We start from the raw sequence: 26,904 nt of genomic DNA, 5'->3' as shown, positions 1-26,904 counted from the left end.
ATAATTATGGTATCATTTAAAAAAACTCAATTTTCGACTGAAAACATTCTTGTTTTTTTGCTTTTTGCATTTTCGTTAGTAGCTGTAGTTGCGGAATGGAGAGAAAATCATCTATTTACAGTTTTATATAAGCCAACGATAGCTGTTTTTTTAATAGCCTTGTATTGGTTATCATCAAAAAGAAGAAATCCTATTTTTATTATTTGTTGCATTTTTTTGTTGGCCGCAAGTGTATTGATGATGAATCCTTCGATGTTATTTGTGATTCTAGGAGTAATTTCGATTGTAATTTTTCGGATTTTATTGATTGTTTTAATTTTAAAACTACAAAGGGTCAAAAAAACAGGAATTGCAATCTTGGCCGTTATGCCATTTTTAAGTATTTTCTCTTATTTACTGATCAATTCAGAAGGATTGCCAGCCAATAGTTACACTGTAATTATAATTCAGAATGTAGTTGTTGCTGTTGCATTAGGTATTATCGCATCTTTGTACATAAATCAATACTTAAGTAATAATACAGTTTGGTTGTTTATTTTTGGAATCCTGTATGCTTCGCTTTATTTTTTATTACTAATCGAAAAATGCTTTTTGGTAAAATTTCCTTTATCTCATTTCGAACCTTTAATAATGATACTTCACGTATGTTGTTATTATTCTTTTTATAAGTATGTACGTGACATTGAGGATAAGTCAGATTTCGTTACGCTTTCGTAAAAAAAAAAGAATCGATTAACTAAATCGATTCTTTTTTTGTAAAACCTATTTTCAATAGGAAGGTTTTATACAATTATAGTTTTGCCATCGATAGCTTTTGCCTTATCATTATCGAAGTAAAAGTCAATACGCCCCAAATTTATGCCGTAGCAGCCCACTTGGTTTACTAGTACATCTTGACCAGCTTTATTTTTTACAACTGTTGGCTTGTCTAAAAAAGTATGCGTGTGCCCTCCAATAATCAAATCGATATCTTGTGTTAGTTCTGCTAATTTTATATCAGATATTTTGTTTGGTTCGTCTCTGTATTTGTATCCTAAATGCGAAAGGCAAATTACAAGATCGCATTTTTGTTCTTTTTTCAAAATGCGAACCATATCTTGCGCAATTTCAAGTGGGTCATTGTAGACTGTTTCTTTCGATAAGTTTTTATCAACTAAACCGGCTAATTCTATTCCAAGTCCAAAAACACCCACTTTGATACCATCCTTGTTAAATACTTTGAATGGTTTTACAAAACCGTCCATCACAGTATTTTTAAAATCGTAATTAGCACATAAAAAATCAAATTTTGCATGAGGCAATTGTGCGCGTAAACCATCAATTCCGTTGTCAAAATCATGATTCCCAATAGCAGAAGCATCGTATTGCATCATGCTCATTAATTTGAACTCTAATTCACCTCCGTAATAATTAAAATAGGGAGTTCCTTGAAAAATATCTCCCGCATCTAATAATAATACATTTGGATTTTCTTTGCGTACGGTTTCAATTAATGCAGCGCGGCGTGCAACACCGCCCATATTTGCATTTCTTGGATGGTCAGCTGGAAACGGATCAATGTAACTATGTACGTCATTTGTGTGTAAAATAGTCAAATGTTTTGTTTTTGAAGTACCAAAACTACTTAACGATACTCCTAAGCCAAGTAGTGCAGAACCGGCAGCAGTTTTTTCTATAAACTCTCTTCTTTTCATGTGTATACTTTTTTATTAAAAGCAGGAACAATATTTTTAACTTAGAATGCTGTTCCTAATTTTGTTATTGCTAAATAGAAAATCCTAATCGGTTTTAATCTATTTTGCTACTACTATTTTATATTTAGTTCTGTTTAAAAACTATATTTTTATTCTTCTGTGATTCGCACGTCGTTTGGAACCGCAATAGTTTCAACATCTTTGAAATAGTCAATTAAGATGTTACGTAATTTGTATTCCAAATCAAATTTTTGAATTCCTTTTTTGAAAAAGTTCATATTGTCTCCGCCGTTGGCTAAGTAATCGTTGGTACCAACGTAGTAAATAGCGTCGTTTTGAATCGGTTTTCCTTGTATTACTATATTTTTTGCAAGTTTGTTTTTGTCAATTGTAAAAGTAATTCCTGCTAAAGGATGTGGTTTTTTTTCGGCAATAAAGAAATTTACCATTTCAATAATTTGCTCTCCTTTTAGTGCAATTACAACTAGACTGTTTTCAAAAGGCATGATTTCAAAGGCAGTGCGAGCTGTTACATTACCTTTTGGAAGAATAGAACGAATACCGCCACTATTAAGCAAACAAATATCAATACTTTTTTTGTCTCTTAATTGAAATGCTTTGGTACCATATTGTAATGTTACATCAGCCATTAAATTTCCAATTTTGGTTTGCCATTTCCCGGTACTTTTGTCAAGTGTTTCAGGGCAAATTGCCAAAACATTATCCAAATCTTTATTGATGTGCTCTCTGTATGGAGCTACAAAGTTTTCAATTGCAGCAACTTGCGAATTCGTATTGTTAATTGGAACTTTCTTTCCCTCAATTTTTGTAACGTAATATTGCTGATTGCTACATGATGCAATACTATTAAGTGTTAAGAATATAACAAAAAGTTTCAAAAAATCGTTATACTTTTTTAAATTTACCATTTTAAATGCGACTTTATTAATTAAATTTGTAATCAGGTAAAAGTACTATGTTTTTAAATTATTTAAAGCGTTTTTTGGTAAAAAAAACATTAAATTCTGGATGGGGTAATTTAAGAACAAACGTGGTAAACAGCCGTATTAAAACAGTTGGAATACTAGCAGATGATCAAAAGAAAGAGTATCACAATGATTTATTAAAGGGAGTTTTGACACACGGGATTAAAGTCGAAAAAAGTTCGTTTTTAGTTTTTAAATCAGATAATACAAATTGTTTTGCCGAAAATGTCACTTATTTCAGCCCGAACGATTTCGGTTGGAGCGGTGGTGTTAATGACAAATTGACAACTGATTTTTGTGATATAAAGTTTGATTTACTGATTAATTTTTTTAACGAACCTAATCCCTTTTTGATTAAAGTAGCTCAACAATCAAAAGCAGAATTTAAAGTGGGGTTTGATACCGTAGACCAACGATTGAACCATTTGCTGATACAATCCGCTGATACAAAGCCTGCGGTTTTTGTAGATGAATTATTCAAATACCTAAAAATACTTAACAAAATATAAATAGACTATCATGCAGGCATTAATAGGGACCGGAGTTGCCTTAATCACTCCATTTAAAAAAGATTTTTCAATCGATATAGAAGCTTTGAAAAGAATTGTTCAATTTTCAATCGATGGGGGAATTGAGTATTTAGTAGTTTTAGGTACTACTGCCGAAAATGCCACCTTATCTCACGAGGAGAAGGAATTGGTAATTAAAACTGTAATCGAAGCGAATAAAGGAACGTTGCCTTTGGTTTTAGGAGTGGGTGGAAACAATACTGCAAAAGTAGTAGAAGAGTTAAAAACGAGAGATTTATCAGCATTTGCAGCTATTTTGTCGGTTTCTCCGTATTACAATAAGCCAACACAGGAAGGAATTTACCAGCACTTTAAGGCTGTTGCGCAAGCATCGCCAATTCCCGTTATTTTATATAACGTACCAGGTAGAACATCAAGTAATATGTTGCCTTCTACTGTTGTTCGATTAGCAAATGAGTTCAGTAATGTAGTTGCAATTAAGGAAGCAGCAGGCGATATCGTTCAAGCCATGCAATTAATCAAAGATGCACCAAAAGGCTTCTTGGTTATTTCTGGGGATGATATGATTGCGTTACCAATGGTTTTGGCAGGAGGAGCAGGTGTGATTTCAGTTATAGGTCAAGGATTTCCAAAAGAATTTTCAGAGATGATTCGTTTGGGGCTTAATCGCAAAGTTGATGAGGCTTTTAAAACACAATACCTCCTAGCAGAAAGTATTGATATGATTTTTGAACAAGGAAATCCAGCCGGTATTAAAGAAGTTTTTAGTGTATTAGGACTAACCGAAAATACGGTACGTTTGCCTTTGGTTACCGTTAATGATGATTTGTCTACTCGAATTGCAGCTTTTGTGGGTAAACTTTCAAAAATTAGCTAAAAAAGCTACTTTTTTTTAAATAAAAAATATATTTTGCAGTCGCTAAATTAATAACTAAATTTGCCGACGAAACTTCGGCGTGATTCTGTAAGTAGTTTCAGCTTGCAAATCATGAAATAAGTAAGAAAATGAAAAAAATAATATCGCTTTTTATTGTAGTTGTTCTGTTGTGTTCTTGTAATGAGTATCAAAAAGCCTTAAAATCAGAAGATATGGCTGTTAAATTTGATTTAGCAACTAAAATGTATGATGCAGGTAAATACAATAAAGCTATTCGTCTTTTTGAACAAATATCGCCTTCGTATCGCGGAAAACCTCAAGCAGAAAAGTTGTTTTACATGTTTTCTCAGTCTTATTTTAAAACCAAACAATATTATTTGGCTGGATATCAGTTTGAGAGTTTTGTTTCAGGTTATCCAAAAAGTGAAAAATTAGAGGAAGCTGCGTTTCTTGGCGCCAAGAGTTATTCAATGTTGTCTCCAGTGTATAGTTTAGATCAAACAGAAACTAACAAATCGCTTGATAAATTGCAAACTTTTATTGATGCTTATCCGAATTCAACTTATCTAGCAGAAGCAAATGCGATTGTGCAGACTTTGAGTGGAAAAATTCAAAAAAAGGTGTTCGAAAATGCCAAAGGTTATCATACAATTTCAGAATACAAAGCTGCTATCGTGGCTCTAGATAATTTCGTAGCTGATTACCCAGGTACGCCTTTTAAAGAGGATGCTTTGTTTTACAAATTTGATTCGGCATACCAATTGGCGATAAATAGTATTCCAGCTAAGATGGAAGAGCGTTTAAATGCAGCTAAAGTAGCACAGTCAAGTTTGATTAAGTTTAATGCGGAAACAAAATATAAAAAAGAAGTAACAGCAATGTTAGCTCGAATAGAAAAAGATTTACAAAAATTTACTAAATAAATAAAGTCATGGATTTAAAAAAGACGAATGCTCCAGTAAATACAATAACTTACAATAAAACAGTTATTGAAGAACCTACTGGTAATGTGTATGAAGCGATAACCATTATGGCTAAAAGAGCAAATCAAATTAACTCTGAAATCAAAAAAGAATTGACTGAGAAGTTAGAAGAGTTTGCTACATACAATGATAGTCTTGAAGAAGTTTTTGAAAATAAAGAACAAATCGAGGTGTCTAAATTTTACGAGAAATTGCCTAAGCCACACGCTTTAGCTGTTCAAGAATGGTTAGACGGTAAAATCTACCACAGAGATTCAAACAAATAATAAAGTACTATGTCAGTTTTAAACGGGAAGAAAATTCTACTAGGAATTTCTGGTGGAATTGCAGCCTATAAAACAGCGTCATTAGTTCGACTTTTCATAAAAGCAGGTGCACATGTCCAAGTGATCATGACACCTGCTTCTAAGGATTTTGTAACGCCGCTTACTTTATCTACGCTCTCCAAAAATCCGGTTCACTCTAGTTTTTACAATCAAGACGACGAGAATGAAAAATGGAACAATCACGTAGAATTAGCACTTTGGGCTGATTTTATAGTTATTGCTCCTGCAACAGCCAACACCTTATCGAAAATGACTCACGGCACTTGTGATAATCTACTTATTGCGGCCTATTTATCAGCTAAATGTCCAGTTTATTTTGCTCCAGCAATGGATCTAGATATGTACAAGCATCCATCGACTGTTGCTAGTTTTCAGGCTTTAAGTAGTTTCGGTAATGTAATGATACCTGCTGAAACAGGAGAGTTAGCAAGTGGTTTATCGGGCGAAGGTAGAATGGCTGAGCCGGAGAACATAATTGCTTTTATAGAGGCTGATTTAGAGAGTAAATTGCCTTTGAAAGGGAAAAAAATTCTAATTACTGCTGGCCCAACATATGAAGCTATAGATCCTGTACGTTTTATAGGTAATCATTCGTCTGGAAAAATGGGTTTTGATATTGCACAAGTAGCTGCTGATTTAGGTGCTTCGGTGACCTTAGTTACAGGTCCTACACATTTAAAAATAAATCATTCCTTAATTCAAGTTGTACCTGTTGTGGCTGCAGAACAAATGTACCAAGCATGTCACGAGTTTTATAAGGATGTAGATGTTGCAATTGCTGCCGCTGCTGTGGCCGATTACAAGCCTAAGTATAAAGCTGATCAGAAAATTAAAAAAGCATCAGATGATTTTACAATTGAACTGGAAAAAACAAAAGATATTTTATCTTCTTTTGGAGCTCAGAAAAAACAACAGTTTTTGATAGGTTTTGCTTTAGAAACAGAAAATGAAATTGAGAATGCCAAATTGAAAATTCAGAAAAAAAACTTAGATTTGATTGTTTTAAATTCGTTGCAAGATGACGGTGCAGGATTTGGTACACCTACCAACAAAATTACTTTCATCGATAAGAATTTTTCGATTGAGCCAATGCCTTTGAAATCCAAAGAAGCAGTTGCCGCTGACATTGTCGCAAAAGTTTTGAAACATTTTAATTTGTAGTTAAAACAGAGCTAAAAAACTGCTGTTTAAAAAACCGAGTCAAACAAATACAGAAAGTTAAAGATGAATAAATTAGTTACTTTTTTGCTCCTTTTTATTTGTGGATACGGACAAGCACAACAGCTTAACTGCACAGTTACTGTTGATTCACAGCGGTTAAGTGCAACTAATCAGCAGGTTTTTAAAACTTTACAAACATCGATAACAGAGTTTGTTAACAAAACTGATTGGACAGGCCAAGTTTTAAAACAGTCTGAAAAGATTAACTGCTCGATGTATATTACTATCAATTCTAATAGTTCAGATCAATTTTCGGCTACTATTCAGGTGCAATCCTCTAGACCAATTTATAATTCTACTTACGCTTCGCCAGTTTTAAATTATAACGATAAAGATTTTAGTTTTAGATACGTTGAGTTTGAAAACCTGTTTTTTAACCCGGCTTCGTACGATTCTAATTTAGTTTCTGTTTTAGCTTTTTACAGCTATATGATTTTGGGTTTAGATGCTGACACTTTTGTAGCCAATTCAGGTTCAAGTAGTTTAGAAATCGCCCAAAACATTGCAACGGTCGCACAACAAGGTGGTGCTAAAGGTTGGAGTCAAGCAGATGGAAATCAAACCCGCTTCTTTCTAATTAATGATTTATTGTCGCCACCATTCCAGCCAATAAGGCAAGCAATGTTTGATTACCACACCGCACTCGATGTTATGAGTCAGGATAGTAAGAGTGCGAAAAATAACGTAAAAACAGCGCTGATCAACCTTTCCAAATTAAATTCATCAAGGCCAAATGCTTTTTTGTCAAGAGTTTTTTTTGATGCTAAGTCTGATGAAATAGTTTCTATTTTTTCAGGAGGACCATCTGTACCTACCGCAGATTTGGTTGATGGGTTGAATAAAATTTCGCCTTTAAACTCTAGTAAGTGGGCTATGATGACTTTTTAATTTCATAAAAAAAATCCTCTTTTTACTGCCAATTATCTATTAATAAATCAAACTAATGATTACGTCACTTTCGATAAAAAATTACGCTTTAATAGAAAAGCTGAGTATTGATTTTTCTTCTGGATTTTCTATTATTACAGGTGAAACTGGTGCAGGAAAATCTATTATTTTAGGTGCTTTAGGATTAGTTTTGGGCAAAAGAGCCGACCTAAGTTCTCTAAAAAATAAAGAAGAAAAATGTGTAATTGAAGCACAGTTTGAAATTAGCAAATACAATCTTCGTCCGTTTTTTGAATCAAACGATCTGGATTACGAGGATGAAACTATTATTAGACGTGAGATTTTGCCTTCGGGAAAATCGAGAGCATTTATTAATGACAGTCCAGCGAATTTACAAGAGTTGCAGGATTTGAGTGTTTTTCTTTTGGACATTCACTCACAGCAACAAACTCAAGAATTATCTGATGAAGGAGTACAGTTTGCAATTATTGATGCAATTGCTTCAAATAATGTAACGATATCAGAATATCAGTCGTTATTAAAAAAATTCAAAGCAGATCAATCTAAATTGAATGCGCTACTTAAAAAACAAGCTGAATCTAAAAAAGAACAAGATTACAATACCTTTTTATTGCAAGAATTGCAGGCTGCCAAACTAAAAGCTGGTGAGCAAGAAGTTTTAGAGACAGAATTTGAAAAATTAAATAATGTTGAAATCATCAAAGAATCCCTTCAAAAGGCTTTAGCAATTTCGAACGAGGAGCAAATTGGAGTTTTCCATAATTTGAATGAAATTAAAGCTGCTTTACAAAAAATAGCTCCTTTTTCTAATGACTATGCGCTTTTGTTAGATCGCATTACAAGTTTAGCTATTGAGTTTGATGATATTTCTGCTGAAATGAATCGCAATGCGGAGAAGTTGATCGATGATCCAGAACAACTCAATTTACTAAGTCAAAAATTGCAATTGATTTTCTCTTTGCAGAAAAAGCATCAAGTAGCAACCGTTGAAGAGTTATTGGCTATTCAAACTGGATTAGAGAATGCTGTTTTAGAGTTAGGAACAATGGAAGAGGATATTGCATCTTTAACTGCTTCGTTGTCTTCTTATACAGAGCAATTAGATGCTATGGCAGAGCTAATTCGTAAGAATAGACACGTTGCTATTCCGGTCTTGACAGAGCAATTGGTTACTATTTTAGCATCTTTGGGTATGCCTAACGTTCGCTTTGATATTCAAGTATTGCCTTCAAAAATATATCATACGAATGGTAAAGATGAACTTCAATTTTTGTTTTCGGCAAACAAAGGAACTGATTTCGGGATTTTGAAAAAGGTAGCTTCTGGTGGTGAAATGTCGCGAATTATGTTGGCCGTAAAAGCTATTTTGGCACAGTATTCAAAACTACCTACTTTAATTTTTGATGAAATTGATACTGGAGTTTCAGGAGAAATCGCTATTAGGATGGGCGAAATCATGAAGCAAATGAGTCAACAGATGCAAATATTTGCAATTACGCATTTACCGCAAATTGCTGCCAAAGGAAATGCGCATTTCAAAGTTCTAAAATCAACTGTTGGAGAAGATACGCAATCGGAATTGAGATTGCTGTCTGCTGAAGATAGAGTAGTAGAAATCGCTCAAATGTTGTCTGGAACTGTAGTCTCTGACTCGGCCTTAAATCATGCAAAAGCCTTGTTGAACTAATTTTTTAAATTATATTTGTCAGCGTTTTGGCAATCATTTGCAAAGCATTCACACAAAAAAACTAAAACTGTACATAAACGAATAAGCAAGAATATGATTATTGAACCAAGAATGAGAGGATTTATTTGCACAACATCTCACCCAGCGGGATGCGAGCAAAATGTAAAAAATCAAATTGAATATATTAAATCAAAAGGCAGTATTGATGGTGCTAAAAAAGTATTGGTAATTGGAGCTTCTACTGGATTTGGTTTAGCCTCAAGAATTACTAGTGCTTTTGGATCTGATGCCGCTACTATTGGTGTGTTTTTTGAAAAAGCACCAGCAGAAGGAAAAACAGCTTCGCCAGGATGGTACAATTCTGCAGCTTTTGAGGCAGAAGCACACAAAGCAGGTTTATACGCCAAAAGTATAAACGGAGATGCATTTTCAAAAGAAATCAAACAACAAACTATTGATTTAATCAAAGCAGATTTAGGTCAAATTGATTTAATTGTATACAGTTTAGCAAGTCCTGTGCGTTTACACCCTGTAACAGGTGTTTTGCACCGTTCGGTATTAAAGCCAATTGGTGATACTTTTGCCAATAAAACAGTTGATTTTCACTCTGGTAAAGTTTCTGAAATTTCAATTGCTCCATGCAATGATGAAGATATCCAAAATACTGTAGCCGTAATGGGTGGTGAAGATTGGGCTATGTGGATTGACGCTTTGAAAGAAGCTAATTTGCTTGCTCCAGGAGCAACAACTGTTGCGTATTCATACATTGGGCCTGCGTTGACAGAGGCTGTTTATAGAAAAGGAACCATTGGTCGCGCTAAAGATCACCTAGAAGCTACAGCTTTTGAAATTACAAATAGCTTAGCTGATTTGAATGGAAAAGCTTTCGTATCAGTAAATAAGGCATTGGTAACTCAAGCGAGTTCTGCTATTCCAGTTATTCCTTTGTATATTTCATTATTATACAAAATCATGAAACAAGAAGGAATTCATGAGGGTTGTATTGAGCAAATTCAACGTTTGTATCAAGAGCGTTTGTATACTAACGGTGAAGTTCCTGTTGATGAAAAAGGCAGAATCAGAATCGATGATTTAGAGATGCGTGCAGATGTTCAGGAAAAGGTAGCATTACTTTGGGATCAAGCTGTAACTGAAAATGTTGCTGAAATTGGTGATCTTGAAGGATATAGAAAAGACTTTTATAACTTATTCGGATTTGACGTAGCTGGTGTTGATTACAAAGCGGAAGCGAATGAAATGATGGGAATTGAAAGCATTGCTTAATCCGAAATCATAAAATTATATAAAAAACCATCGCTGAAAAGTTGATGGTTTTTTTATGGATTAGAGTATCTTTGTTAAAATTTTTTGAATTAAAAAAGTGTTGTAAAACCACCATTTTCTATTATGTTATTTTCCTTAATTATTCCAGTATACAATAGGCCAGACGAAGTTGATGAATTACTAGAGAGCCTATCCAAAACTACCTATACAGAGTTATTTGAAATTGTTTTGATTGAGGATGGATCGACCATTAGGTGTCAAGATGTGGCTAGCAAATATGGTGATCGATTGGATATTTGTTATTATTACAAAGAAAATTCAGGGCCAGGTGATTCTCGAAATTACGGTATGGATAAAGCACGTGGTGATTATTTTATCATCTTTGATTCGGATTGTATCATTCCAGCTAATTATCTGAATAATGTGGCAAGTGCATTAGAAAAAAATTACGTGGATTGTTTTGGTGGTCCAGATCGTGCTTTAGATAGTTTTTCAGATATTCAAAAAGCAATCAATTTTGCCATGACATCCTTTTTGACAACCGGCGGAATCCGTGGTGGATCAGAAAAAATAGATAAATTCCAGCCTCGTAGTTTCAATATGGGATTGTCGCGGAAAGCCTTTCAAGCTTCAAAAGGCTTTGGCAACATTCATCCAGGCGAAGATCCAGATTTATCCATTCGCTTGTGGAATTTAGGATTTGAAACCAAATTGTTTCCAGAAGCTTATGTGTATCATAAACGCCGAATTGATTGGGATAAATTCTCTATTCAAGTAAACAAGTTTGGTAAAGCAAGGCCTATTTTGAACAGTTGGTATCCTGAGCATAACAAATTAACTTTTTTCTTTCCAAGTGTATTTATCGTTGGTTTATTGGTAGCTCTTGTAGCAGTGTTTTGCAATTTTGATTATTTATTACAGTTGTATTTCCTATACTTTGCTATACTTTTTGTAACGGCAACTTATCAAACTAAAAGCTTTAAAATTGGCTATTTGTCGCTAGTTGCTGTTTGGAAACAATTTTATGGTTACGGTATTGGTTTTTTAAACTCTTACATTAAAGTGATTGTTTTAAAACAAAAACCCCAACTAGCATTTCCAGAGTTATTTTTTAAAAAATAATATGACAAAAATTATCGGGTTAACTGGAGGTATTGGTAGTGGAAAATCTACTATTGCTACTTATTTCAAAGAGGCAGGTATTCCTATTTATTTAGCCGATGACGCGGGTAGGGAAGTAATGCAAGATCCTAGCATTATAGCCGCTATCGTAGATGTATTTGGTACTAGTATAATTGAAAACGGTGTAATTAACAGACAAAAATTAGCAGCTATTGTCTTTAATGAATCTCAACAATTGCAAAAATTGAATAGAATTGTTCATCCAGCAGTTAAAAAACATTTTGACAATTGGTTGCTAAAGCAAAAACATTTTCCTTACGTACTTTATGAAGCTGCTATTTTATTTGAAAGTGGAAAATATAAAGAATGTGATTGCGTTATAACTGTAATTGCATCCCTTGAGGCCCGAATTGCAAGGGTTGTAGAACGAGACCAAACTACAAGAGAGCTTGTTTTACAAAGAATTAATGCGCAATGGGCTGATGATCAACGAATTCCTTTAAGTGATTTTGTTATTGAAAATGACGATTTAGATTTAGCTAAAGTACAAATTGCTAAAATTCTTAAAATTTTAGAGATTAAACAAAAACAGTCCTAGATGTTAATGTTTGGTTAATCTATCATTTAATATATTGTTAAAATACTAAATTTGTTTCGATGAATAAACTTTTCTTTAGACTGCTTGTATTGTTAATGAGTTTGTCCCTCATCGGGATAATTCTGGTACAGGTATATTGGTTTAACAATTCTTTTGAAAATAACGATGAGCAGTTCAAGTTTCATGTGAACCAAGTGATTGGCAATGTTGCCGAAAAGATTCAGAAACAAGAAGCTTATAATTTTTACGATAAGATAAATCATTACAAGGATAGTACAGGTAAGGTGCCAAAGAGAGATGATATCTTGGAATTTTACTACGTTCAAAAAAATCCGCGTACCAAAAAAACGATCATTTATTCAAACAGTATTATTTCTGAAGATTATAATATTTCGCCTTCGTTCTTTGATAAAAAATATAACAACGATAAATTCAAAAGCTTTAGTGCCAAGAGGGTAACAGAGGTTTATGATGATAATTCAATAGATAACTCAGGATTGAACCAAAGTATGATTCCTGATATTAAAATTGAAAAATCAGGTAATTTGAATGTTTTAGATAATGCTTCATTTGAAATTTTTTATAAAGATTTTGCTTCGGTTTTGCCCATTCAGGAGCGAGTTTCGAAAGAAACACTGAGTAAATTAATTAAAAAAGAATTGGCAGAATCTGGTGTTAATACCAAGTTTGAGTTTAGTGTTTACAACAACAATATTGCTACAGCTGTTAAATCTAATGATTTTAAATACAACAAAGAGGCAACTTATTCGATTCCGATTTTTACAGATAACGAGGGGAATAGTAAATACCAATTGCTGGTTACTTTTCCGCAGAAAAAGAAGTTTTTGTTATCAGAATTGGTGAGCATTACTATTCTTTCAATTGTTTTTACATTAATTATTTTGATAGCCTACACAAGTGCATTAAATCAGTTAATCAGACAACGTCAGATATCAGAAATAAAAAACGACTTTATCAATAATATGACGCATGAGTTCAAAACACCAATTGCTACCATTAACCTAGCTCTTGATGCTATAAAGAACCCAAAAATAATTGAAGACAAGGAAAAAGTTCTCAGGTATTTGCAAATGATTAAAGACGAGAACAAACGGATGCATGCCCAAGTTGAAAACGTTTTGCGAATATCGAAATTAGAGAAGAAAGAGCTTGATATCACAAAGGATTCAAACAATATTCATGATATAATAGAGGATGCTATTGATCACGTGAATTTAATATTAGAAGACAGAGGCGGAAAAGTACAATGTTATTTTAAGGCCGTTAGAACAACCGTTCTTATCAATGATGTTCATTTTACGAATGTAATTGTGAATATTTTAGAGAATGCGATTAAGTATTCTCCTAACGCACCTGAGATAGATATTTATACTGAAAACATTAAAGATGTTATCATTATTAAAGTTAAAGATAGAGGTTTAGGAATGAGTAAAATAGCTCAGAAACGTGTTTTTGAAAAATTTTATAGAGAACATACTGGTGACATCCACAATGTAAAAGGGCACGGTTTAGGCCTTGCTTATGTGAAAAGAATAGTTGACGACCATAACGGTCAAGTTTATGTAGAAAGTGAAAAGGGAAAAGGAAGTACCTTCATAATAAAATTACCATTAATAAATTAGAATATGGAAAATGTAAATAAAAAAATACTTTTAGTAGAAGACGATCTTAATTTTGGAGCAGTCTTAAAAGATTATTTGATGCTAAATGATTTTGATGTGACTTTAGCTAAAAATGGTATGGAAGGATTTGAAAAATTCAAAAAGGATACCTATGATCTCTGTATTTTAGACGTCATGATGCCTTATAAAGATGGATATACACTAGCAAAAGAGATCAGGGAAAAAAATACTGATGTTCCAATCATATTTTTAACCGCTAAATCTATGAAGGAAGATGTGTTGAAAGGTTACAAAGCAGGAGCTGATGATTATTTAAATAAACCGTTTGACTCTGAGGTTTTGTTAATGAAAATTAAAGCCATTATTCAGAGAAAATCATCTGATACCAAGGCTGAACAAGTACAGTTTGAATTCAAAGTTGGTAAATTCCATTTGAACTCTAAACTTCGATTTTTAACGTACAAAGATGAGGAGCCAATCAAACTTTCTCCTAAAGAAAATGAGTTGCTTAAAATGCTTATTTTACATGAAAATGATTTGATGCCAAGAGAATTAGCATTAACCAAAATTTGGAGAGATGATAATTATTTCACCTCAAGAAGTATGGATGTCTATATTGCAAAATTGCGTAAGTACTTAAAATTAGATGAGGATGTTGAAATTTTAAACATTCACGGTGAAGGTTTCAGGTTAGTTGTAAAAAACAAAGTTGCCCAATAATCGAAATTCACAATAGATAAAAAAATGCCCTAAGATTAATTTCTTAGGGCATTTTTTTATTTCCAATTGAGTTGTAAAGCAAAGCAAGTTTTGCCTTCTTTGGTAATATTAAAAAGGCTTTCGTTATCATCTTCTTGGTTTAAAATTTCTACTTGATCCTGAAGTGATAATTCCTTTAAAAAATTCATTTCTAGGCTTTGTAATTGTTGTTTTAATAGTAGAGGTGTCGCAGTGTAATCAAGGCACCATTCCAAATATTTGACATTGTTTACATGGTTTACAATATCCAAATCTGACATATACACTGTTTTATCGGCAATTTTGGTAATGGCAGTGCTTACATTTACTTTACTAAATCCGTGTACGGTAGCTCTTTTTTCAGGATAAAGTTCAAAGTGATCGTATGGTAAAGCCAATGCTTCTGGACGGCGTTTTTGGGTGTTAAATACAGCCCAAAAGGTTTCGGCGCCCACAATTTTTTTTCCGTTCAAATGCATTTCTAAGGCGCGAACGGAACGCGAATTTTCTAATGAATTGATCCATGTTGTTACCGTTACAGTATCGCCCCATTTTGGAAGTTCTGCTATTTCAACGCGCATGCGACTTAAAACCCAAGCTTGGTGAAATTCCTGCATATCATAAAAACTGATACCTCCAAGTTCAGAATGGGTAGCTGCTGTAAGCTGTAACATATTGCATAAATCAGTATACTTTAAGTAGCCATTTGGCGCACATTGTGTAAAATTAATATCCCATTGTTTGCTGATAATGGAATTGAAATTAGGGGAAATAGGCATGTAATTAAGTATGAATTATGATTTAATGAATTATTTGTATTGTTTAATGTAATCTATAATGGTTGTGTACGGGGTTTCAAAGTCAAACCATTTGGTGTTTTCATTTCTTTTAAACCAAGTCAATTGTCGTTTAGAAAATCGTCTAGTGTTTTTCTTTATTTCTTCGATGGCAAATTCTAATGAAAACTCTTTGTCAAAATAGCTAAATAATTCTCTGTACCCTACGGTTTGCAATGCATTTAGTTCTTTATTGGGATATAAAGTTTTGGCCTCGTTTAGTAATCCTTCATTCATCATGATATCTACACGTTGGTTGATTCGGTTATAGATTATTTTTCGATCAGCTTCTAAACCGATTACAATAGGAGTGAACTCTCGGTTGTTTTTTTTCTGGTTCAAGAAAGAGGAATACGGTTTTCCTGTTCCCAAACATACTTCTACAAAACGCATCATACGCTGTGGGTTTTGTAAAGTTTGCGGATTTTCTGTGGTTAGGGTTCTGTAATAAGTTGGATCTAAAACTTCTAGCTTTTGTTGTAAATATCCAATTCCCAATTTTTCGTATTGTGTATTTATTTGAAGACGCAATTCAGGATCAATTTCAGGAAATTCATCAAAACCTTTTAAAATGGCATCAACATACAAACCTGAACCTCCTACTAAAATGGCATAATCATTATTTTGAAATAGTTCGTTAAGTTTTGCAATGGCTTCTTTTTCAAAATCGCCGACTGTATAATTTTCAAAAATAGACTTGTTTTGAATAAAATGGTGTTTGGCTGCTGCCAATTCAGCTATGCTTGGAACAGCGGTGCCAATGGTCATTTCTTTAAAAAACTGTCGGCTATCACATGAAACAATTTCGCAATTGAAGTGGTTTGCCAAAACAATGCTCAAAGAAGTTTTCCCGATAGCTGTAGGTCCGACGATAGTGATTAGGTATTTCATATTTTTTAGCCCAGATGGCAACGTAAACCCCGCAGTGATTGAAGTTTGTTTTTTTTGGTGTAAAAGAGCGACCGTAGGAAGCTCCTTTTATGCCTTAGAAAAACAACTGAAGTCACGAGGAGTTGAAGTGAACAGCTGGATTGGCTTCAAGGTTAATAAATTATAATTCGGTTCCGCAATGGAAACAATATTTAGCGTGAAACTCATGTCCATCTGTTCCGCAGGTGGCACATGGATTTATTTTTTCGGCTTTTAATTTTTTTCGATGACTATTAGCAAACTCTGCCGATACGATTCCGGTTGGTACTGCAATAATTCCGTAACCCATAATCATGACTGCAGATGCTATGGATTGACCAAGCGGTGTAATTGGGGAGATGTCACCATATCCTACTGTTGTTAGGGTGACAATTGTCCAATAAATACTTATTGGAATGCTTGTAAAACCTCCTGCGGGGCCTTCTACAACATACATCACTGATCCTATTATAATACTACTAATGAGCATGAAGTAGATGAAAATTAGTATTTTACCGCGGCTGGCTAGCAGTGCTTCTTTAAGGTGTATTGATTGGCTGGAGAATTGCGGGTGCTTTAATATTTTAAATAAACGCAACAGCCTGAGTGCTCTAACAACCGTCAAGATACTTGTTCCTGCAAAAAAAAGCGAGAAATACATGGGTAACGTAGCAATTAAATCTATAATACCGTAAAAACTAAAAATGTATTGCCAAGGTTTTTTTAGTGAAATAATTCGCAGAACATATTCTAGGGTAAAGAAAATAGTGATTATCCACTCTAAAATAATGAGCTCGCTGTGGTATTTTGCATCAAAACTTTTAACTGTTTCAAGCATTACAATGATCACACTTAGCAGAATAACACACAGTAAAACAAGGTCAAATAAGCGACCGTAAACTGTATTTGTGCCATAAATGATGACGTTTATTTTTTGCCTGAAAGCGTCAAATTTTGACTTCATTTTTTGCATATTTACTACTATTTAGGCGCTTACAGATGAACTATTTTTAAGGTCTTGTTTTTTCGGATGTGTCCTTGAATAATATTCTTCACATCGCGATTATTTTGCATGGGGATAATGATGTTTCTTAGAATTTCAACATTTGTTATTTGATAGTTCAAATCATAAAAAGCATACCCTTTATAAATTCCGTTTTCTATCAAAACCGCTGAGCGCTCGCTTATGGTTCGGCCTTTGTCAATTAAAATCATGTTTTGATTGTCAAAACTATTTTTGTCGATAAAAGCTTGTACTCTTGCGTTGTACTCCTCTGTAGATACTTTTCCTACGCAAGCGCCATCACATTCTTTAATGGTATACTGAAAACAATTTGTTTTACTAGCGTACAAGCCCGTTAGTTTTTGGCATAAATTGTAATGAGATGTGATTCTGAACAAAGCATTTTTTCCTTCTTGGATTGAAGTGAAGGATGTGATTTCTTTTTTACGGCCATCGGCTTTTTGAAGTTTTAAGTTCAAATATCCTTTTTCATCTTTCTCTACATACAAAGCGAGTTGAAAGATACTTTTGCGCTGTGCCCTGTTGTATATGGGTTTGTTAACTTTGATTTCCTCGCTTTCTTTTAACAAAGCGATTAGTTCACTACCCGTTTCTTCATAAGTTACGGTATAAACTTCGGCTTGAATTTTTTTGCATTTTTTTGTAGTCCCAGTGAAATGTTGGTTGATTCTTTTTTTTATGTTTCGGCTTTTGCCAATGTAAATGAGATTTCCTTTCTCATTATGAATGTAGTAAACACCGGTTTTTGATGGTAAACTTGACACAATGTCTAAGAGTTTAGGAGCAATACCTTTTTGCACTTCTAGTTTGATGAAATCTTTTACGATTTCTTTTTCCAGATCTTTTTCTAAAAGGATTTTAAACAATTTTACGGTAGCCAATGCGTCTCCGCTGGCACGATGTCTGTCGGCCATTGGGATACCAAGTGCACGCACCAATTTACCTAAACTATGTGAGGGTTGTTCGGGTAATAATTTTTGTGAAAGAGCGACGGTGCAAAGTGTTTTGGCTTCAAAATCATAGCCTAATCTGCGAAATTCTGTTCTCAATATTCTATAATCAAAAGAAGCATTGTGCGCTACAATCACGCAACCTTCCGTAATTTCAATGATGCGTTTGGCTACCTCAAAAAATTTGGGCGCAGATGTAAGCATGGCATTATTGATACCGGTAAGTTTTACAACAAACGGCTGTATGGGAATTTCAGGATTGACCAAGCTGATGAATTGATCTACTATTTCGTGTCCATCAAATTTATAGATGGCAATTTCAGTGATTCCCTCTTCGTTAAATTGGCCTCCTGTGGTTTCTATGTCGAGTATTGCGTACATTTTCAATGTCAATTTCAAAAATCAATAGCAATGTCAAAGTCAATTCTTAAATCAATGGCAATTCCTAAAAATTGAAAATTGTTATTACCATTGCTATTGTCATTGAAAACACATTGTATTTGTGATTGAATTATTTTTTATTATTAATCATTTTTGAAGCGATCGCAATTAGTTCTTCAACTTCTGTCAAAAGCCATTTTCTTTCCTCTAATTCTCCTGCTTTTATGTAATTCAGAACTTTTAATGAGTTTCAAGACTCTTTGAGTTCTTTCACAGAAAGCGACACTTTAAAAATAAAATCTTTATTTGTAATCGTACCTTGAGCCTCTCCGTAATTTAATGCTGAACTTCCGGAAGAGTGTATAAGTTGGTTTTTGTAATATTCAATTTCAAATGATTTTTCCAATTTTCTGACAAACAAAATACATTCTCCCGCAAATCTTACTAAACGGTCTTCAAAATTGTATATTTTATCAAAATTTGGTTCGTTTACAAGCATTTTTATCTAAATTGAATTTTGTTACCACATATTATCGCCCCCCAAAAATACTACTTCCTATTCTAACCATAGTACTACCACATTCAATCGCAAGTTGATAGTCACCGGACATTCCCATTGATAGAGTCTCTAGCTGGCAGTTTGAAATTGTTAGAGCCTTCGTTTTGTCGAAAATTGTTTTCAATTGCGTGAACTCTTTCTTGATTTGATCTTTGTTGTCAGTAAAAGTTGCCATTCCCATTAATCCAACGATTTTAATGTTCTTTAGTTCTTCAAATTCATTTGAGGAAAGGAGGGAAGCCAGTTCAGCTTCGTCAAGACCAAATTTACTTTCTTCTTCGGCAATATATATTTGCAATAAACAATCTATAATTCGGTTGTTTTTTAACGCTTGTTTGTTGATTTCTTGTAATAGTTTTAGGCTGTCTACACCATGAATCAAGCTTACAAACGGCGCCATGTATTTTACTTTGTTGGTCTGAACGTGACCAATCATGTGCCATTGAATGTCTTTGGGCATTTGTTCCCATTTATCGGCCATTTCTTGGATTTTGTTTTCTCCAAAAATTCGTTGACCTGCATCATAAGCTTGCATTAAATAAGATACAGGTTTCGTTTTTGAAACTGCAACTAATGTAATGTGGTCCGGCAAGGCTGCTTTTATGCTCTGTAAATTATTTGTGATAGACATGGTTTTGTTTTTTTTATTAACCTAATCAAATTCATAAACGACCAATCCGCTTCTGAATTTGGGTTCGATATATGTGCTTTTCGGTGGCATAATCAAATTAGCATCTGCTAAGGCTTTGATTTCGCTAATATTGGAAGGGAAAAGAAAGAATCCTAACGCAAACTCGCCTTGATCTATTTTATTTTTTAATTCTAAAACAGCTTGTTTCCCTGAAAGATAATCAATTCGTTCGTCATTACGCAAATCTTCAATACCCAAAATTGGCAACAATATCGTCGTGTACAAAATTTGAGCATCTAATGAATCTAACGGACTTTCGAAGTTTAGATTTTCAGATTTTAAAGTCAAACTGTAAAACTCCTCTTCAAGATACATTCCAAATTGATGTTTTTGACTCGGTTGAAATGGTTGTTGCGCTCTATTTTCGATAGTGAAATGAGCACTAACTTGCTGTAAAAATTCAGCTTTGGTCAAGCTATTCAAGTCTTTAATTAATCGATTGAACTCGTATATTTTGACATTATTTTCAGAAATTAAATAACTCAAAATATGATTCGTTGTCGTGTTTTCAGGATTAGCATTTTCCGCAGCAAGCATGCGCATGGCTTCTGTTCGATGATGACCATCGGCAATGTACAAGCTTTCTGTTTGATCGAATATTTTTTGCAACCAACTTATTTCTAATGCGTCATCAATTTTCCAGAGATAGTGAATTTCTTTTTTGGTAGTTGAAAATTCAAAATCAGCTAATTTTTGGGTACAATTAAAAATCCAATTTTCGATAGTTTTGTTGTCAGGGTAGGTCATTAAAACCGGCTCCGTGTTGAAGGCAGCGTGTTTCATGTACTCCTTAAGTACTTGCACTCTAAACGCAATAATATCTTCGTGCTTTTTGATGTGATCTTCACAATAATCCGCAACGCTTGTTCCTGCAATAATTCCAGTAAAGGATTGCGTTTTGTTGACAATTTTATGAATGTATAGCGCTGGTTTTTTATCTTTTACCAAGATGAGTTCATTTTTGAAATCTTGGTATTTTTGATGCACTTGGCGGTATCTTTTTTCGAAAGAAACGCTTTCTTGATTGGTATAAGCGGGTTTTAGAATGTGTAAAAAAGAAAGCGGATTAAAATCCAATTGTGCAGCAAGCTCTGCATTGACATATTCCTCGTAGGACCTGCACGTTACAAGACAAACTTTATCACGGGTAGGACGAACTGCTTGAAAAGGAATTATTTTTGCCATAATTAAGTCAAAAGTCAAAGGTCAAAAGTCAAAAGTTCAAGGTCGACAGAAGTTTACCTTGATACTTTTGACTTTCAAAATTTATGACATTAAATAAATTGTTTAGATATTTTTTCCGCTTTTTTGCTTTCAGAATAATCATAGAAACCTTCACCAGATTTTACTCCTAATTTTCCGGCGCGAACCATGTTTACAAGTAATGGACAAGGCGCATATTTTGGATTTTTGAATCCATCGTACATCACATTCAAAATCGCCAAACACACATCAAGACCAATAAAATCAGCTAGTTGTAATGGTCCCATTGGTTGTCCCATTCCTAGTTTCATTACCGTGTCAATTTCATACACACCTGCAACTTTATTGTACAAAGTCTCAATAGCTTCATTGATCATTGGCATTAAAATTCTGTTGGCAACAAATCCAGGGTAGTCATTTACTTCAACAGGAGTTTTTCCTAATTTTTCAGAAAGACTCATGATGGTTTTAGTAACTTCATCGCTGGTGTTGTAACCGCGAATGATTTCTACCAATTTCATAATTGGCACTGGATTCATAAAGTGCATGCCTATTACACGTTCTGGGTGTGCCACAACAGCACCGATTTGTGTAATAGATATAGACGATGTATTCGTAGCCAAGATAGTATCGTGAGAACAAAGTTTATTCAACTTTTCAAAAATGCTTAGTTTTAAAGCTACGTTTTCAGTTGCCGCTTCAACAACTAAATCAACGCCAACAACTCCATCTTCGATATCATTGTAAGTAATAATGTTGGTAATTGTTTTCGTTTTATCTTCTTCGGTGATAGTACCTTTAGCAATCATTCGATCTAAATTAGCGGCAATAGTTGCCATTCCTTTATCTAATGATTTTTCAGATACATCTATTAATTTTACGGTAAAACCACTTTGTGCAAAAGTATGAGCGATTCCATTGCCCATTGTTCCTGCACCAATTACGGCTATTGTTTTCATATTTTAAGTTTAAAGTTTAAAAGTTTAAAGTTCAAAGTTATTGTGAGTAACTGAAAACTGTAAACTTGAAAGTAATTATGTTTATTTTTTAAAGCATTCAATGATTTGGTACGCTACTCGCAGCGCCTCTGTTGCTTGATTTAAGGTTACAGTAGGAGTGGTGTTGTTGGTAATGGCATCTGCAAACGATTCTAATTCATCAAGTATTGCATTATTTTGCTCAACCTCTGGATTCGAAAAGTAAATTTGTTTTTTTACGCCTTCGGCATTTTGCAAAATCATATCAAAATCACCTGGAACTTCTGGAGCATCTTTCATTTTAACGACTTCACATTTTTTTTCTAGGAAATCAACTGAGATGTAAGCATCTTTTTGGAAAAAGCGTGATTTACGCATGTTTTTCATCGAAATTCGGCTTGCGGTCAAGTTGGCAACGCAACCATTTTCGAATTCAATTCTAGCATTGGCAATATCAGGAGTGTCAGAAATAACAGAAACTCCGCTCGCACTTATATTTTTTACTTTAGATTGTACTACGCTTAAAATAGCATCAATATCATGAATCATTAAATCTAAAACAACAGGAACATCGGTGCCACGAGGATTAAATTCTGCCAAACGATGCGCTTCAATAAACATTGGGTTTTCGATCATGTTTTTGGTCGCAATGAACGCTGGGTTAAAGCGCTCCACATGCCCAACTTGCCCTTTTACATTGTATTCATTTGCCAAAGCGATAATTTCTTCGGCTTCTTCAACTGTGTTTGAAATTGGTTTTTCAATAAAAACATGCTTTCCTGACTTGATTGCGACTTTGGCACATTTGTAATGCGAAAGAGTAGGAGTAACAATGTCAATTACATCTACAGCATGTATTAAAGTAGCGATAGTGCTAAAATGTTTGTAACCAAATTCTTTAGCTACTTTTTCAGCATTTTCTTGATTGGGGTCGTAAAAACCTACTAATTCATATTTTTCAGATTGTTGTAATAAACGTAAATGTATTTTTCCTAGATGACCCGCACCTAATACTCCAATTTTTAGCATAACGATGTAATTTTTACAAAAATAGCAATAATATGATTAAAATTCAATTTAAAAAAGTCCAATTTCAGGCTATAATTGCAAGGATTGTTTTTGCAAATTGCCATTTGCTTTTTGGCATTTTTCCCTCTATTTTTACCAAAATAAAACTACCCCATTTTGAGAGATACAGCCAAACATCAAGGACTTCGAAATCAACTAACAAGCATTTTAGAGCAAAAAGGGATTGTAGATAAAAATGTACTTGATGCGATTAAAAAGATACCAAGACACTTGTTTTTAGATTCTAGTTTTGAAGATTACGCTTATCAGGACATGGCTTTTCCTATTGGTGCAGGGCAAACTATTTCGCAACCCTACACGGTAGCTTTTCAATCGCAATTGTTAGAAGTTAAAAAAGAAGATAAAATCTTAGAAATTGGTACTGGTTCTGGGTATCAAACGGCTGTTTTGTGTACCATGGGAGCTAAAGTATACAGCGTAGAACGACAAAAAGAGTTGTTCAAAAAGACATCTAATTTGTTTCCGAAATTGCATATTAGACCCAAGCATCTTTCTTTTGGCGATGGATACAAAGGTTTACCAAACTATGCACCATTTGATAGTATTATTGTCACTGCAGGCGCTCCTTTTATCCCGCAGCCTTTGATGGCTCAGTTAAAAATTGGAGGTCGATTGGTAATTCCGCTTGGCGAAGACGTTCAAATCATGACGCTACTTATTCGTAAAAATGAAACACAATTTGAAAAACACGAATTTGGTGAATTTCGATTTGTACCGCTTTTGGAAGATAAAAATTAACTGAGGTTGCTAATATTCTTTCCTTATTACTAGATTTTCAGCTTCTATTTCAATTTCATTCGATTGAAGTAGTTAAACCATATCGTTTCAAAATGTTTTTCTGTTCATTAATCACAGCGATATAATTTTCTTCTTCGCTTGAATTTGTTGTGTTTAATAAGGTTTGAATAATCGGTAAAAGTGTATAACCATTCAGTAAGAATAAATAATTTGTTACTAGGCACGCCATTTTTTCAATTTCAACATCAAAAACAGACAGCCTTCTTAACTTTTGATAGGTTTGTACAGCAAAAATCATAGGATGAAGCTCATTTTTTTGGCTTTCGAACCATGTGAAAAAGCTTTCCAATTCCTTGTTTGATTCATTTGTCTGATTTTCAATTGCATCTGATGAAATTCCGCGAATTAACAATTGATAAAGGGTATGTAATTCTTTAGAACTGATAACTGTATTGTTTTGAGCAAGGTCACGAAGGTAGGCGAGTGCTTCGTGCTGATTAATGACTTCAAGGTGTTCGCGCATGCTTTTACCTGAAATCGTGTGGCCTTTGTTGATAATCAAATCTGTTTCCTCAAGACTCATGCTGTTGCCTGCAGCACGATTACTTTCATGAGTGAGTTCTATTTCTAAAGCTTTGGAGATGCGGTATCGGTCAAAGTGACTAATTGTACTTAAGTCATTTTTCAAAGAAGCAACTTCATCTAATAATCGTAAAAGGATTTTTGAAGGCTCGAACTTTTTTGGTTTAGTAATTACTTGTAATTCCTGCTGAGCGAGTTGTAAGGCTTGCATTGCCCATTCTTCGTTATTGATTTCGTTTAGGATTTTATCTTTAAGCCAAAGTATCACAATTTTTTCAATATCTATTTCAAGTAAATGAGCTAGTTTGACTAATTGGTCTTTTGTAGGCTTACGGTTTCCGGTTTCAAATTTGCTAATTAAAGCCTGATCAATGCCTAATAATTGCGCTACTTCTCGAGTTTTCAAACCTTTTTGTACGCGCGCTAATTTAAGCATTTGGTGCATATAATTGAAATGTTTTTTTGAGTCTTGACGATTTAAGTCATCAAAGAAATTACTTCTTTAAGTAAAATTCAAGTTAACAACTTAGAACGATTTTTTGATTCGTTCTAAGTCGCGTTTGGTATCTTGTTCTTTTAATGATTCGCGTTTGTCGTAGGTTTTTTTACCTTTACAAAGGCCTATTTGTAGTTTAGCTAACCCTTTTTCATTGGTAAACAATTTCAAAGGAACAATGGTTAAACCTTTGGCTTGTACGCTTTTTAGTAAACCTTTTAATTCTTTCCTTTTTAAAAGTAATTTTCTTTCACTTCTGGATTTATGATTGAATTGATTACCAAAAGCATACTCTTCAATATAGGTATTGATTGCAAAAAGCTCAGCATTGCTGTTAAACTCACAAAAGCTTTCTGTAATATTGGCTTTGCCCAAACGAATAGATTTAATTTCAGTACCTGCTAATACAATTCCAGCAGTGTAGGTATCGAGAATTTCATAATCGAATTTCGCTCTTTTGTTGAATATGTTTATTGTTTTTACCATAGGTGACAAAGGTAATAAAATTTAAAATGGTTTTGTCAAATTAAGGAAATTTGAGTAGTTGGTAACTAATGGTGTCACCAATAATTGTTACTATATAGAGGTTTCCAAAGGTGGTATCTTCAATATCGTTAAATACTTGTTGGTTTATTATCTTATTGACAAAGTCTGGAGTGGTATTGCTATGACCTACAATCAGTACTTTTCTACCTAAAGTTATTTTTTTAAACGCCTTTAACTCAATTTTTTGAGGATCATAAAGCTGTATTTCAATTTTATCGGCAGTAGCAATTGGAGTCGCTGTTTGCTGAGTTCTTTTGTAATTAGTGCTGTAAATTTGGTCAAAATCAATTGATTCAAAAATAGCTTTCCATTTTTGTGCTCGTTGCATTCCTAACTCTGATAAATTTGGATCTTTAGAGTTGTCTACTTTTTCGGCATGTCTAATAAAATAATAAGTAGTGCTTTTTTGTTGACTAAAACTAAGTTGCCATGCCATTAATAGGAATAAAATCAGTTTTGTTTTCATGATCAATTGTATTTTGCTTCGGTTGAAAATTAGTTATCTTTGCATTATGCAAAATTCTACATCAAAAGACCCACTTCACGGTATTACCCTAAAATCTATTGTAGAGCAATTGGTTGCTTATTATGGGTTTGATACTTTAGGAGAATTGGTCAAAATTAAATGTTTTAGAGACAACCCAAGTGTAAAATCAAGCCTTACTTTTTTGCGTAAAACCGATTGGGCACGTCAGCAAGTTGAGGAGTTGTATGTAAAAACTATTCCAAAATTCTCAAAGTAATTCCATTACTTAATTCGGTAAGAAAGCATTATGCCACCTCTATAAGGAAGCCATTCACCACTTTTGTTGTATTTTTTGGCCTCATCCACACGTTCACCTGTACTTACTAAATACCCTTTGTAAAAACCCTGATGGTTTCCGCCACCTAAAAAGAAATCCAAAACAAAGCGTTCTTTAATTCTCTTTTGGTAGCCAATTGTTGCCCCGGCCATGTATCCCACACCTTTTTCATAATTATCCGTTTTCCAGTAGTTCCATTTTTGAAAATTATACACGGTTCCACCTAAGTGAACGCCAGCATAAAAACCATTAAATTTTTCCTTGAAGTGATAACGGTATTCTGGGATAAACATATAGAATTGCGCTGGATTTCCATTGATAGATTTCCACATAGATGCGGTAATATCAAACTGAAAAGTTGATTTTTCACCAATGCTGGTTTCAATCCCAACATTTGGTACGGTTAGCAAGGTAGTTATCGCATTGGCTTTTACATAGGTTTGTGCTTGAGCGAAAGTGCTAATTAAAAGGAGACTGAAGTAAATTAGTTTTTTCATAATTATCGAATTACTACCAACGGTA

At 33.9% G+C, this 26,904-nt stretch carries 30 protein-coding genes; 15 read left to right on the top strand and 15 right to left on the bottom strand.

The annotated features are described in order from the left end of the window. Positions 1–6: 6 nt before the first annotated feature. On the top strand, positions 7–717 hold the full coding sequence (locus tag KBJ98_RS09305) for a hypothetical protein (RefSeq protein WP_210789894.1): 711 nt from the start codon (positions 7–9) through the stop codon (positions 715–717). A gap of 65 nt (positions 718–782) precedes the next feature. On the opposite strand, the gene KBJ98_RS09300 is transcribed toward KBJ98_RS09305, so the two are convergent. Together KBJ98_RS09300 and KBJ98_RS09295 are read right to left on the bottom strand one after the other, a co-directional pair. Continuing rightward, entirely contained in the window at positions 783–1,694 is a 912-nt protein-coding gene (locus KBJ98_RS09300) for a bifunctional metallophosphatase/5'-nucleotidase (protein ID WP_210789891.1), read from the bottom strand. 149 nt (positions 1,695–1,843) lie between these two features. Further along, entirely contained in the window at positions 1,844–2,623 is a 780-nt protein-coding gene (locus KBJ98_RS09295) for a 5'-nucleotidase C-terminal domain-containing protein (RefSeq protein ID WP_210789888.1), read from the bottom strand. Between the two features lie 47 nt (positions 2,624–2,670). Here KBJ98_RS09295 and KBJ98_RS09290 point away from each other — a divergent pair, with 47 nt between their 5' ends. The 12 genes from KBJ98_RS09290 (at position 2,671) to KBJ98_RS09235 (ending at position 14,580) form a co-directional block, all read left to right on the top strand. Then, positions 2,671–3,189, top strand: coding sequence for a DUF6913 domain-containing protein (locus KBJ98_RS09290; RefSeq protein WP_210789885.1), 519 nt, complete (start codon positions 2,671–2,673; stop codon positions 3,187–3,189). A gap of 10 nt (positions 3,190–3,199) precedes the next feature. Beyond that, a complete protein-coding gene (gene dapA / locus KBJ98_RS09285; RefSeq protein WP_210789883.1) occupies positions 3,200–4,087 on the top strand; it encodes a 4-hydroxy-tetrahydrodipicolinate synthase in 888 nt (295 codons plus the stop codon). Positions 4,088–4,215: 128 nt separating this feature from the next. After that, positions 4,216–5,010 carry an outer membrane protein assembly factor BamD gene (locus tag KBJ98_RS09280; protein ID WP_210789880.1) on the top strand — a complete coding sequence of 265 codons (795 nt, stop codon included), beginning with the start codon at positions 4,216–4,218 and terminating at the stop codon, positions 5,008–5,010. Positions 5,011–5,018: 8 nt separating this feature from the next. Beyond that, entirely contained in the window at positions 5,019–5,336 is a 318-nt protein-coding gene (locus KBJ98_RS09275) for a DNA-directed RNA polymerase subunit omega (protein WP_026709525.1), read from the top strand. Positions 5,337–5,345: 9 nt separating this feature from the next. Further along, entirely contained in the window at positions 5,346–6,557 is a 1,212-nt protein-coding gene (coaBC, locus tag KBJ98_RS09270) for a bifunctional phosphopantothenoylcysteine decarboxylase/phosphopantothenate--cysteine ligase CoaBC (protein WP_210789877.1), read from the top strand. 63 nt (positions 6,558–6,620) lie between these two features. Further along, the gene (gene porD, locus KBJ98_RS09265; protein ID WP_210789874.1) at positions 6,621–7,505 is read left to right on the top strand and encodes a type IX secretion system protein PorD; all 885 of its coding nucleotides are present in this window, start codon (positions 6,621–6,623) and stop codon (positions 7,503–7,505) included. Between the two features lie 55 nt (positions 7,506–7,560). Further along, positions 7,561–9,213, top strand: coding sequence for a DNA repair protein RecN (gene recN, locus KBJ98_RS09260; RefSeq protein ID WP_210789872.1), 1,653 nt, complete (start codon positions 7,561–7,563; stop codon positions 9,211–9,213). Between the two features lie 93 nt (positions 9,214–9,306). After that, a complete protein-coding gene (fabV, locus tag KBJ98_RS09255) occupies positions 9,307–10,497 on the top strand; it encodes an enoyl-ACP reductase FabV (RefSeq protein ID WP_210789870.1) in 1,191 nt (396 codons plus the stop codon). Between the two features lie 123 nt (positions 10,498–10,620). Beyond that, positions 10,621–11,619: a glycosyltransferase gene (locus KBJ98_RS09250; protein WP_210789868.1), complete on the top strand. Its 999-nt coding sequence runs from the start codon at positions 10,621–10,623 to the stop codon at positions 11,617–11,619. A 1-nt stretch (position 11,620) separates the two neighbouring features. Further along, the gene (coaE, locus tag KBJ98_RS09245; RefSeq protein WP_210789866.1) at positions 11,621–12,217 is read left to right on the top strand and encodes a dephospho-CoA kinase; all 597 of its coding nucleotides are present in this window, start codon (positions 11,621–11,623) and stop codon (positions 12,215–12,217) included. Between the two features lie 59 nt (positions 12,218–12,276). Further along, on the top strand, positions 12,277–13,860 hold the full coding sequence (locus KBJ98_RS09240) for a sensor histidine kinase (RefSeq protein ID WP_210789863.1): 1,584 nt from the start codon (positions 12,277–12,279) through the stop codon (positions 13,858–13,860). 3 nt (positions 13,861–13,863) lie between these two features. Further along, positions 13,864–14,580, top strand: a complete 717-nt coding sequence (locus tag KBJ98_RS09235; protein WP_210789861.1) for a response regulator transcription factor — start codon at positions 13,864–13,866, stop codon at positions 14,578–14,580. A gap of 56 nt (positions 14,581–14,636) precedes the next feature. Here the strand turns inward: KBJ98_RS09235 and KBJ98_RS09230 are convergent, their stop codons facing one another. The 9 genes from KBJ98_RS09230 to KBJ98_RS09190 form a co-directional block, all read right to left on the bottom strand. Then, positions 14,637–15,377, bottom strand: coding sequence for an acyl-[acyl-carrier-protein] thioesterase (locus KBJ98_RS09230; RefSeq protein ID WP_210789857.1), 741 nt, complete (start codon positions 15,375–15,377; stop codon positions 14,637–14,639). Positions 15,378–15,407: 30 nt separating this feature from the next. Further along, positions 15,408–16,325 carry a tRNA (adenosine(37)-N6)-dimethylallyltransferase MiaA gene (miaA, locus tag KBJ98_RS09225; RefSeq protein ID WP_210789854.1) on the bottom strand — a complete coding sequence of 306 codons (918 nt, stop codon included), beginning with the start codon at positions 16,323–16,325 and terminating at the stop codon, positions 15,408–15,410. Between the two features lie 160 nt (positions 16,326–16,485). After that, the gene (locus tag KBJ98_RS09220; protein ID WP_210789852.1) at positions 16,486–17,316 is read right to left on the bottom strand and encodes an ion transporter; all 831 of its coding nucleotides are present in this window, start codon (positions 17,314–17,316) and stop codon (positions 16,486–16,488) included. A gap of 20 nt (positions 17,317–17,336) precedes the next feature. Further along, positions 17,337–18,698 carry an exonuclease domain-containing protein gene (locus tag KBJ98_RS09215; protein ID WP_210789848.1) on the bottom strand — a complete coding sequence of 454 codons (1,362 nt, stop codon included), beginning with the start codon at positions 18,696–18,698 and terminating at the stop codon, positions 17,337–17,339. Between the two features lie 250 nt (positions 18,699–18,948). Continuing rightward, on the bottom strand, positions 18,949–19,197 hold the full coding sequence (locus KBJ98_RS09210; RefSeq protein WP_225899102.1) for a four helix bundle protein: 249 nt from the start codon (positions 19,195–19,197) through the stop codon (positions 18,949–18,951). Between the two features lie 31 nt (positions 19,198–19,228). After that, positions 19,229–19,888 carry a YggS family pyridoxal phosphate-dependent enzyme gene (locus KBJ98_RS09205; protein ID WP_210789846.1) on the bottom strand — a complete coding sequence of 220 codons (660 nt, stop codon included), beginning with the start codon at positions 19,886–19,888 and terminating at the stop codon, positions 19,229–19,231. Positions 19,889–19,909: 21 nt separating this feature from the next. Beyond that, positions 19,910–21,133 carry a DUF1015 domain-containing protein gene (locus tag KBJ98_RS09200; protein WP_210789842.1) on the bottom strand — a complete coding sequence of 408 codons (1,224 nt, stop codon included), beginning with the start codon at positions 21,131–21,133 and terminating at the stop codon, positions 19,910–19,912. Between the two features lie 89 nt (positions 21,134–21,222). After that, complete coding sequence (locus KBJ98_RS09195) at positions 21,223–22,110, bottom strand: 3-hydroxyacyl-CoA dehydrogenase family protein (protein WP_210789839.1); 888 nt, start codon at positions 22,108–22,110, stop codon at positions 21,223–21,225. An 81-nt stretch (positions 22,111–22,191) separates the two neighbouring features. Next, the gene (locus KBJ98_RS09190) at positions 22,192–23,157 is read right to left on the bottom strand and encodes a Gfo/Idh/MocA family protein (protein ID WP_210789836.1); all 966 of its coding nucleotides are present in this window, start codon (positions 23,155–23,157) and stop codon (positions 22,192–22,194) included. 156 nt (positions 23,158–23,313) lie between these two features. On the opposite strand from KBJ98_RS09190, the gene KBJ98_RS09185 reads away from it, so the two are divergent. Continuing rightward, complete coding sequence (locus KBJ98_RS09185) at positions 23,314–23,955, top strand: protein-L-isoaspartate(D-aspartate) O-methyltransferase (protein WP_210789833.1); 642 nt, start codon at positions 23,314–23,316, stop codon at positions 23,953–23,955. A gap of 55 nt (positions 23,956–24,010) precedes the next feature. On the opposite strand, the gene KBJ98_RS09180 is transcribed toward KBJ98_RS09185, so the two are convergent. The 3 genes from KBJ98_RS09180 to KBJ98_RS09170 all read right to left on the bottom strand — a co-directional run bounded on the left by KBJ98_RS09180 (position 24,011) and on the right by KBJ98_RS09170 (position 26,045). After that, positions 24,011–24,982 (bottom strand): helix-turn-helix domain-containing protein, encoded by a 972-nt coding sequence (locus tag KBJ98_RS09180; RefSeq protein WP_210789830.1) that lies wholly within the window; start codon positions 24,980–24,982, stop codon positions 24,011–24,013. Positions 24,983–25,063: 81 nt separating this feature from the next. Continuing rightward, on the bottom strand, positions 25,064–25,519 hold the full coding sequence (smpB, locus tag KBJ98_RS09175; RefSeq protein WP_166133846.1) for an SsrA-binding protein SmpB: 456 nt from the start codon (positions 25,517–25,519) through the stop codon (positions 25,064–25,066). A 40-nt stretch (positions 25,520–25,559) separates the two neighbouring features. Continuing rightward, complete coding sequence (locus tag KBJ98_RS09170) at positions 25,560–26,045, bottom strand: SixA phosphatase family protein (RefSeq protein ID WP_210789827.1); 486 nt, start codon at positions 26,043–26,045, stop codon at positions 25,560–25,562. A 46-nt stretch (positions 26,046–26,091) separates the two neighbouring features. On the opposite strand from KBJ98_RS09170, the gene KBJ98_RS09165 reads away from it, so the two are divergent. After that, on the top strand, positions 26,092–26,322 hold the full coding sequence (locus KBJ98_RS09165; RefSeq protein WP_166133850.1) for a VF530 family protein: 231 nt from the start codon (positions 26,092–26,094) through the stop codon (positions 26,320–26,322). Positions 26,323–26,327: 5 nt separating this feature from the next. On the opposite strand, the gene KBJ98_RS09160 is transcribed toward KBJ98_RS09165, so the two are convergent. Next, positions 26,328–26,879 (bottom strand): DUF3575 domain-containing protein, encoded by a 552-nt coding sequence (locus KBJ98_RS09160; RefSeq protein ID WP_166133852.1) that lies wholly within the window; start codon positions 26,877–26,879, stop codon positions 26,328–26,330. Between the last annotated feature and the right edge of the window lie 25 nt (positions 26,880–26,904).

The organism is Flavobacterium erciyesense, from assembly GCF_018069925.1.
In the GTDB taxonomy this organism is placed as follows: domain Bacteria; phylum Bacteroidota; class Bacteroidia; order Flavobacteriales; family Flavobacteriaceae; genus Flavobacterium; species Flavobacterium erciyesense.
This window is presented reverse-complemented; position numbering and strand designations above follow the sequence as displayed.

What these genes read in the sequence shown, in the direction of transcription:
- recN (WP_210789872.1), top strand. Translation starts at nt 7,561, where the DNA reads ATGATTACGTCACTTTCGATAAAAAATTACGCTTTAATAGAAAAGCTG.
- KBJ98_RS09275 (WP_026709525.1), top strand. Translation starts at nt 5,019, where the DNA reads ATGGATTTAAAAAAGACGAATGCTCCAGTAAATACAATAACTTACAAT.
- KBJ98_RS09215 (WP_210789848.1), bottom strand. Translation starts at nt 18,698, where the DNA reads ATGTACGCAATACTCGACATAGAAACCACAGGAGGCCAATTTAACGAA.
- KBJ98_RS09160 (WP_166133852.1), bottom strand. Translation starts at nt 26,879, where the DNA reads ATGAAAAAACTAATTTACTTCAGTCTCCTTTTAATTAGCACTTTCGCT.
- KBJ98_RS09280 (WP_210789880.1), top strand. Translation starts at nt 4,216, where the DNA reads ATGAAAAAAATAATATCGCTTTTTATTGTAGTTGTTCTGTTGTGTTCT.
- KBJ98_RS09305 (WP_210789894.1), top strand. Translation starts at nt 7, where the DNA reads ATGGTATCATTTAAAAAAACTCAATTTTCGACTGAAAACATTCTTGTT.
- KBJ98_RS09180 (WP_210789830.1), bottom strand. Translation starts at nt 24,982, where the DNA reads ATGCACCAAATGCTTAAATTAGCGCGCGTACAAAAAGGTTTGAAAACT.
- KBJ98_RS09165 (WP_166133850.1), top strand. Translation starts at nt 26,092, where the DNA reads ATGCAAAATTCTACATCAAAAGACCCACTTCACGGTATTACCCTAAAA.
- KBJ98_RS09205 (WP_210789846.1), bottom strand. Translation starts at nt 19,888, where the DNA reads ATGTCTATCACAAATAATTTACAGAGCATAAAAGCAGCCTTGCCGGAC.
- KBJ98_RS09295 (WP_210789888.1), bottom strand. Translation starts at nt 2,623, where the DNA reads ATGGTAAATTTAAAAAAGTATAACGATTTTTTGAAACTTTTTGTTATA.
- KBJ98_RS09200 (WP_210789842.1), bottom strand. Translation starts at nt 21,133, where the DNA reads ATGGCAAAAATAATTCCTTTTCAAGCAGTTCGTCCTACCCGTGATAAA.
- KBJ98_RS09230 (WP_210789857.1), bottom strand. Translation starts at nt 15,377, where the DNA reads ATGCCTATTTCCCCTAATTTCAATTCCATTATCAGCAAACAATGGGAT.
- coaBC (WP_210789877.1), top strand. Translation starts at nt 5,346, where the DNA reads ATGTCAGTTTTAAACGGGAAGAAAATTCTACTAGGAATTTCTGGTGGA.
- KBJ98_RS09300 (WP_210789891.1), bottom strand. Translation starts at nt 1,694, where the DNA reads ATGAAAAGAAGAGAGTTTATAGAAAAAACTGCTGCCGGTTCTGCACTA.
- KBJ98_RS09220 (WP_210789852.1), bottom strand. Translation starts at nt 17,316, where the DNA reads ATGCAAAAAATGAAGTCAAAATTTGACGCTTTCAGGCAAAAAATAAAC.
- KBJ98_RS09290 (WP_210789885.1), top strand. Translation starts at nt 2,671, where the DNA reads ATGTTTTTAAATTATTTAAAGCGTTTTTTGGTAAAAAAAACATTAAAT.
- dapA (WP_210789883.1), top strand. Translation starts at nt 3,200, where the DNA reads ATGCAGGCATTAATAGGGACCGGAGTTGCCTTAATCACTCCATTTAAA.
- KBJ98_RS09195 (WP_210789839.1), bottom strand. Translation starts at nt 22,110, where the DNA reads ATGAAAACAATAGCCGTAATTGGTGCAGGAACAATGGGCAATGGAATC.
- miaA (WP_210789854.1), bottom strand. Translation starts at nt 16,325, where the DNA reads ATGAAATACCTAATCACTATCGTCGGACCTACAGCTATCGGGAAAACT.
- KBJ98_RS09190 (WP_210789836.1), bottom strand. Translation starts at nt 23,157, where the DNA reads ATGCTAAAAATTGGAGTATTAGGTGCGGGTCATCTAGGAAAAATACAT.
- coaE (WP_210789866.1), top strand. Translation starts at nt 11,621, where the DNA reads ATGACAAAAATTATCGGGTTAACTGGAGGTATTGGTAGTGGAAAATCT.
- porD (WP_210789874.1), top strand. Translation starts at nt 6,621, where the DNA reads ATGAATAAATTAGTTACTTTTTTGCTCCTTTTTATTTGTGGATACGGA.
- KBJ98_RS09170 (WP_210789827.1), bottom strand. Translation starts at nt 26,045, where the DNA reads ATGAAAACAAAACTGATTTTATTCCTATTAATGGCATGGCAACTTAGT.
- KBJ98_RS09250 (WP_210789868.1), top strand. Translation starts at nt 10,621, where the DNA reads ATGTTATTTTCCTTAATTATTCCAGTATACAATAGGCCAGACGAAGTT.
- KBJ98_RS09210 (WP_225899102.1), bottom strand. Translation starts at nt 19,197, where the DNA reads ATGCTTGTAAACGAACCAAATTTTGATAAAATATACAATTTTGAAGAC.
- fabV (WP_210789870.1), top strand. Translation starts at nt 9,307, where the DNA reads ATGATTATTGAACCAAGAATGAGAGGATTTATTTGCACAACATCTCAC.
- smpB (WP_166133846.1), bottom strand. Translation starts at nt 25,519, where the DNA reads ATGGTAAAAACAATAAACATATTCAACAAAAGAGCGAAATTCGATTAT.
- KBJ98_RS09240 (WP_210789863.1), top strand. Translation starts at nt 12,277, where the DNA reads ATGAATAAACTTTTCTTTAGACTGCTTGTATTGTTAATGAGTTTGTCC.
- KBJ98_RS09235 (WP_210789861.1), top strand. Translation starts at nt 13,864, where the DNA reads ATGGAAAATGTAAATAAAAAAATACTTTTAGTAGAAGACGATCTTAAT.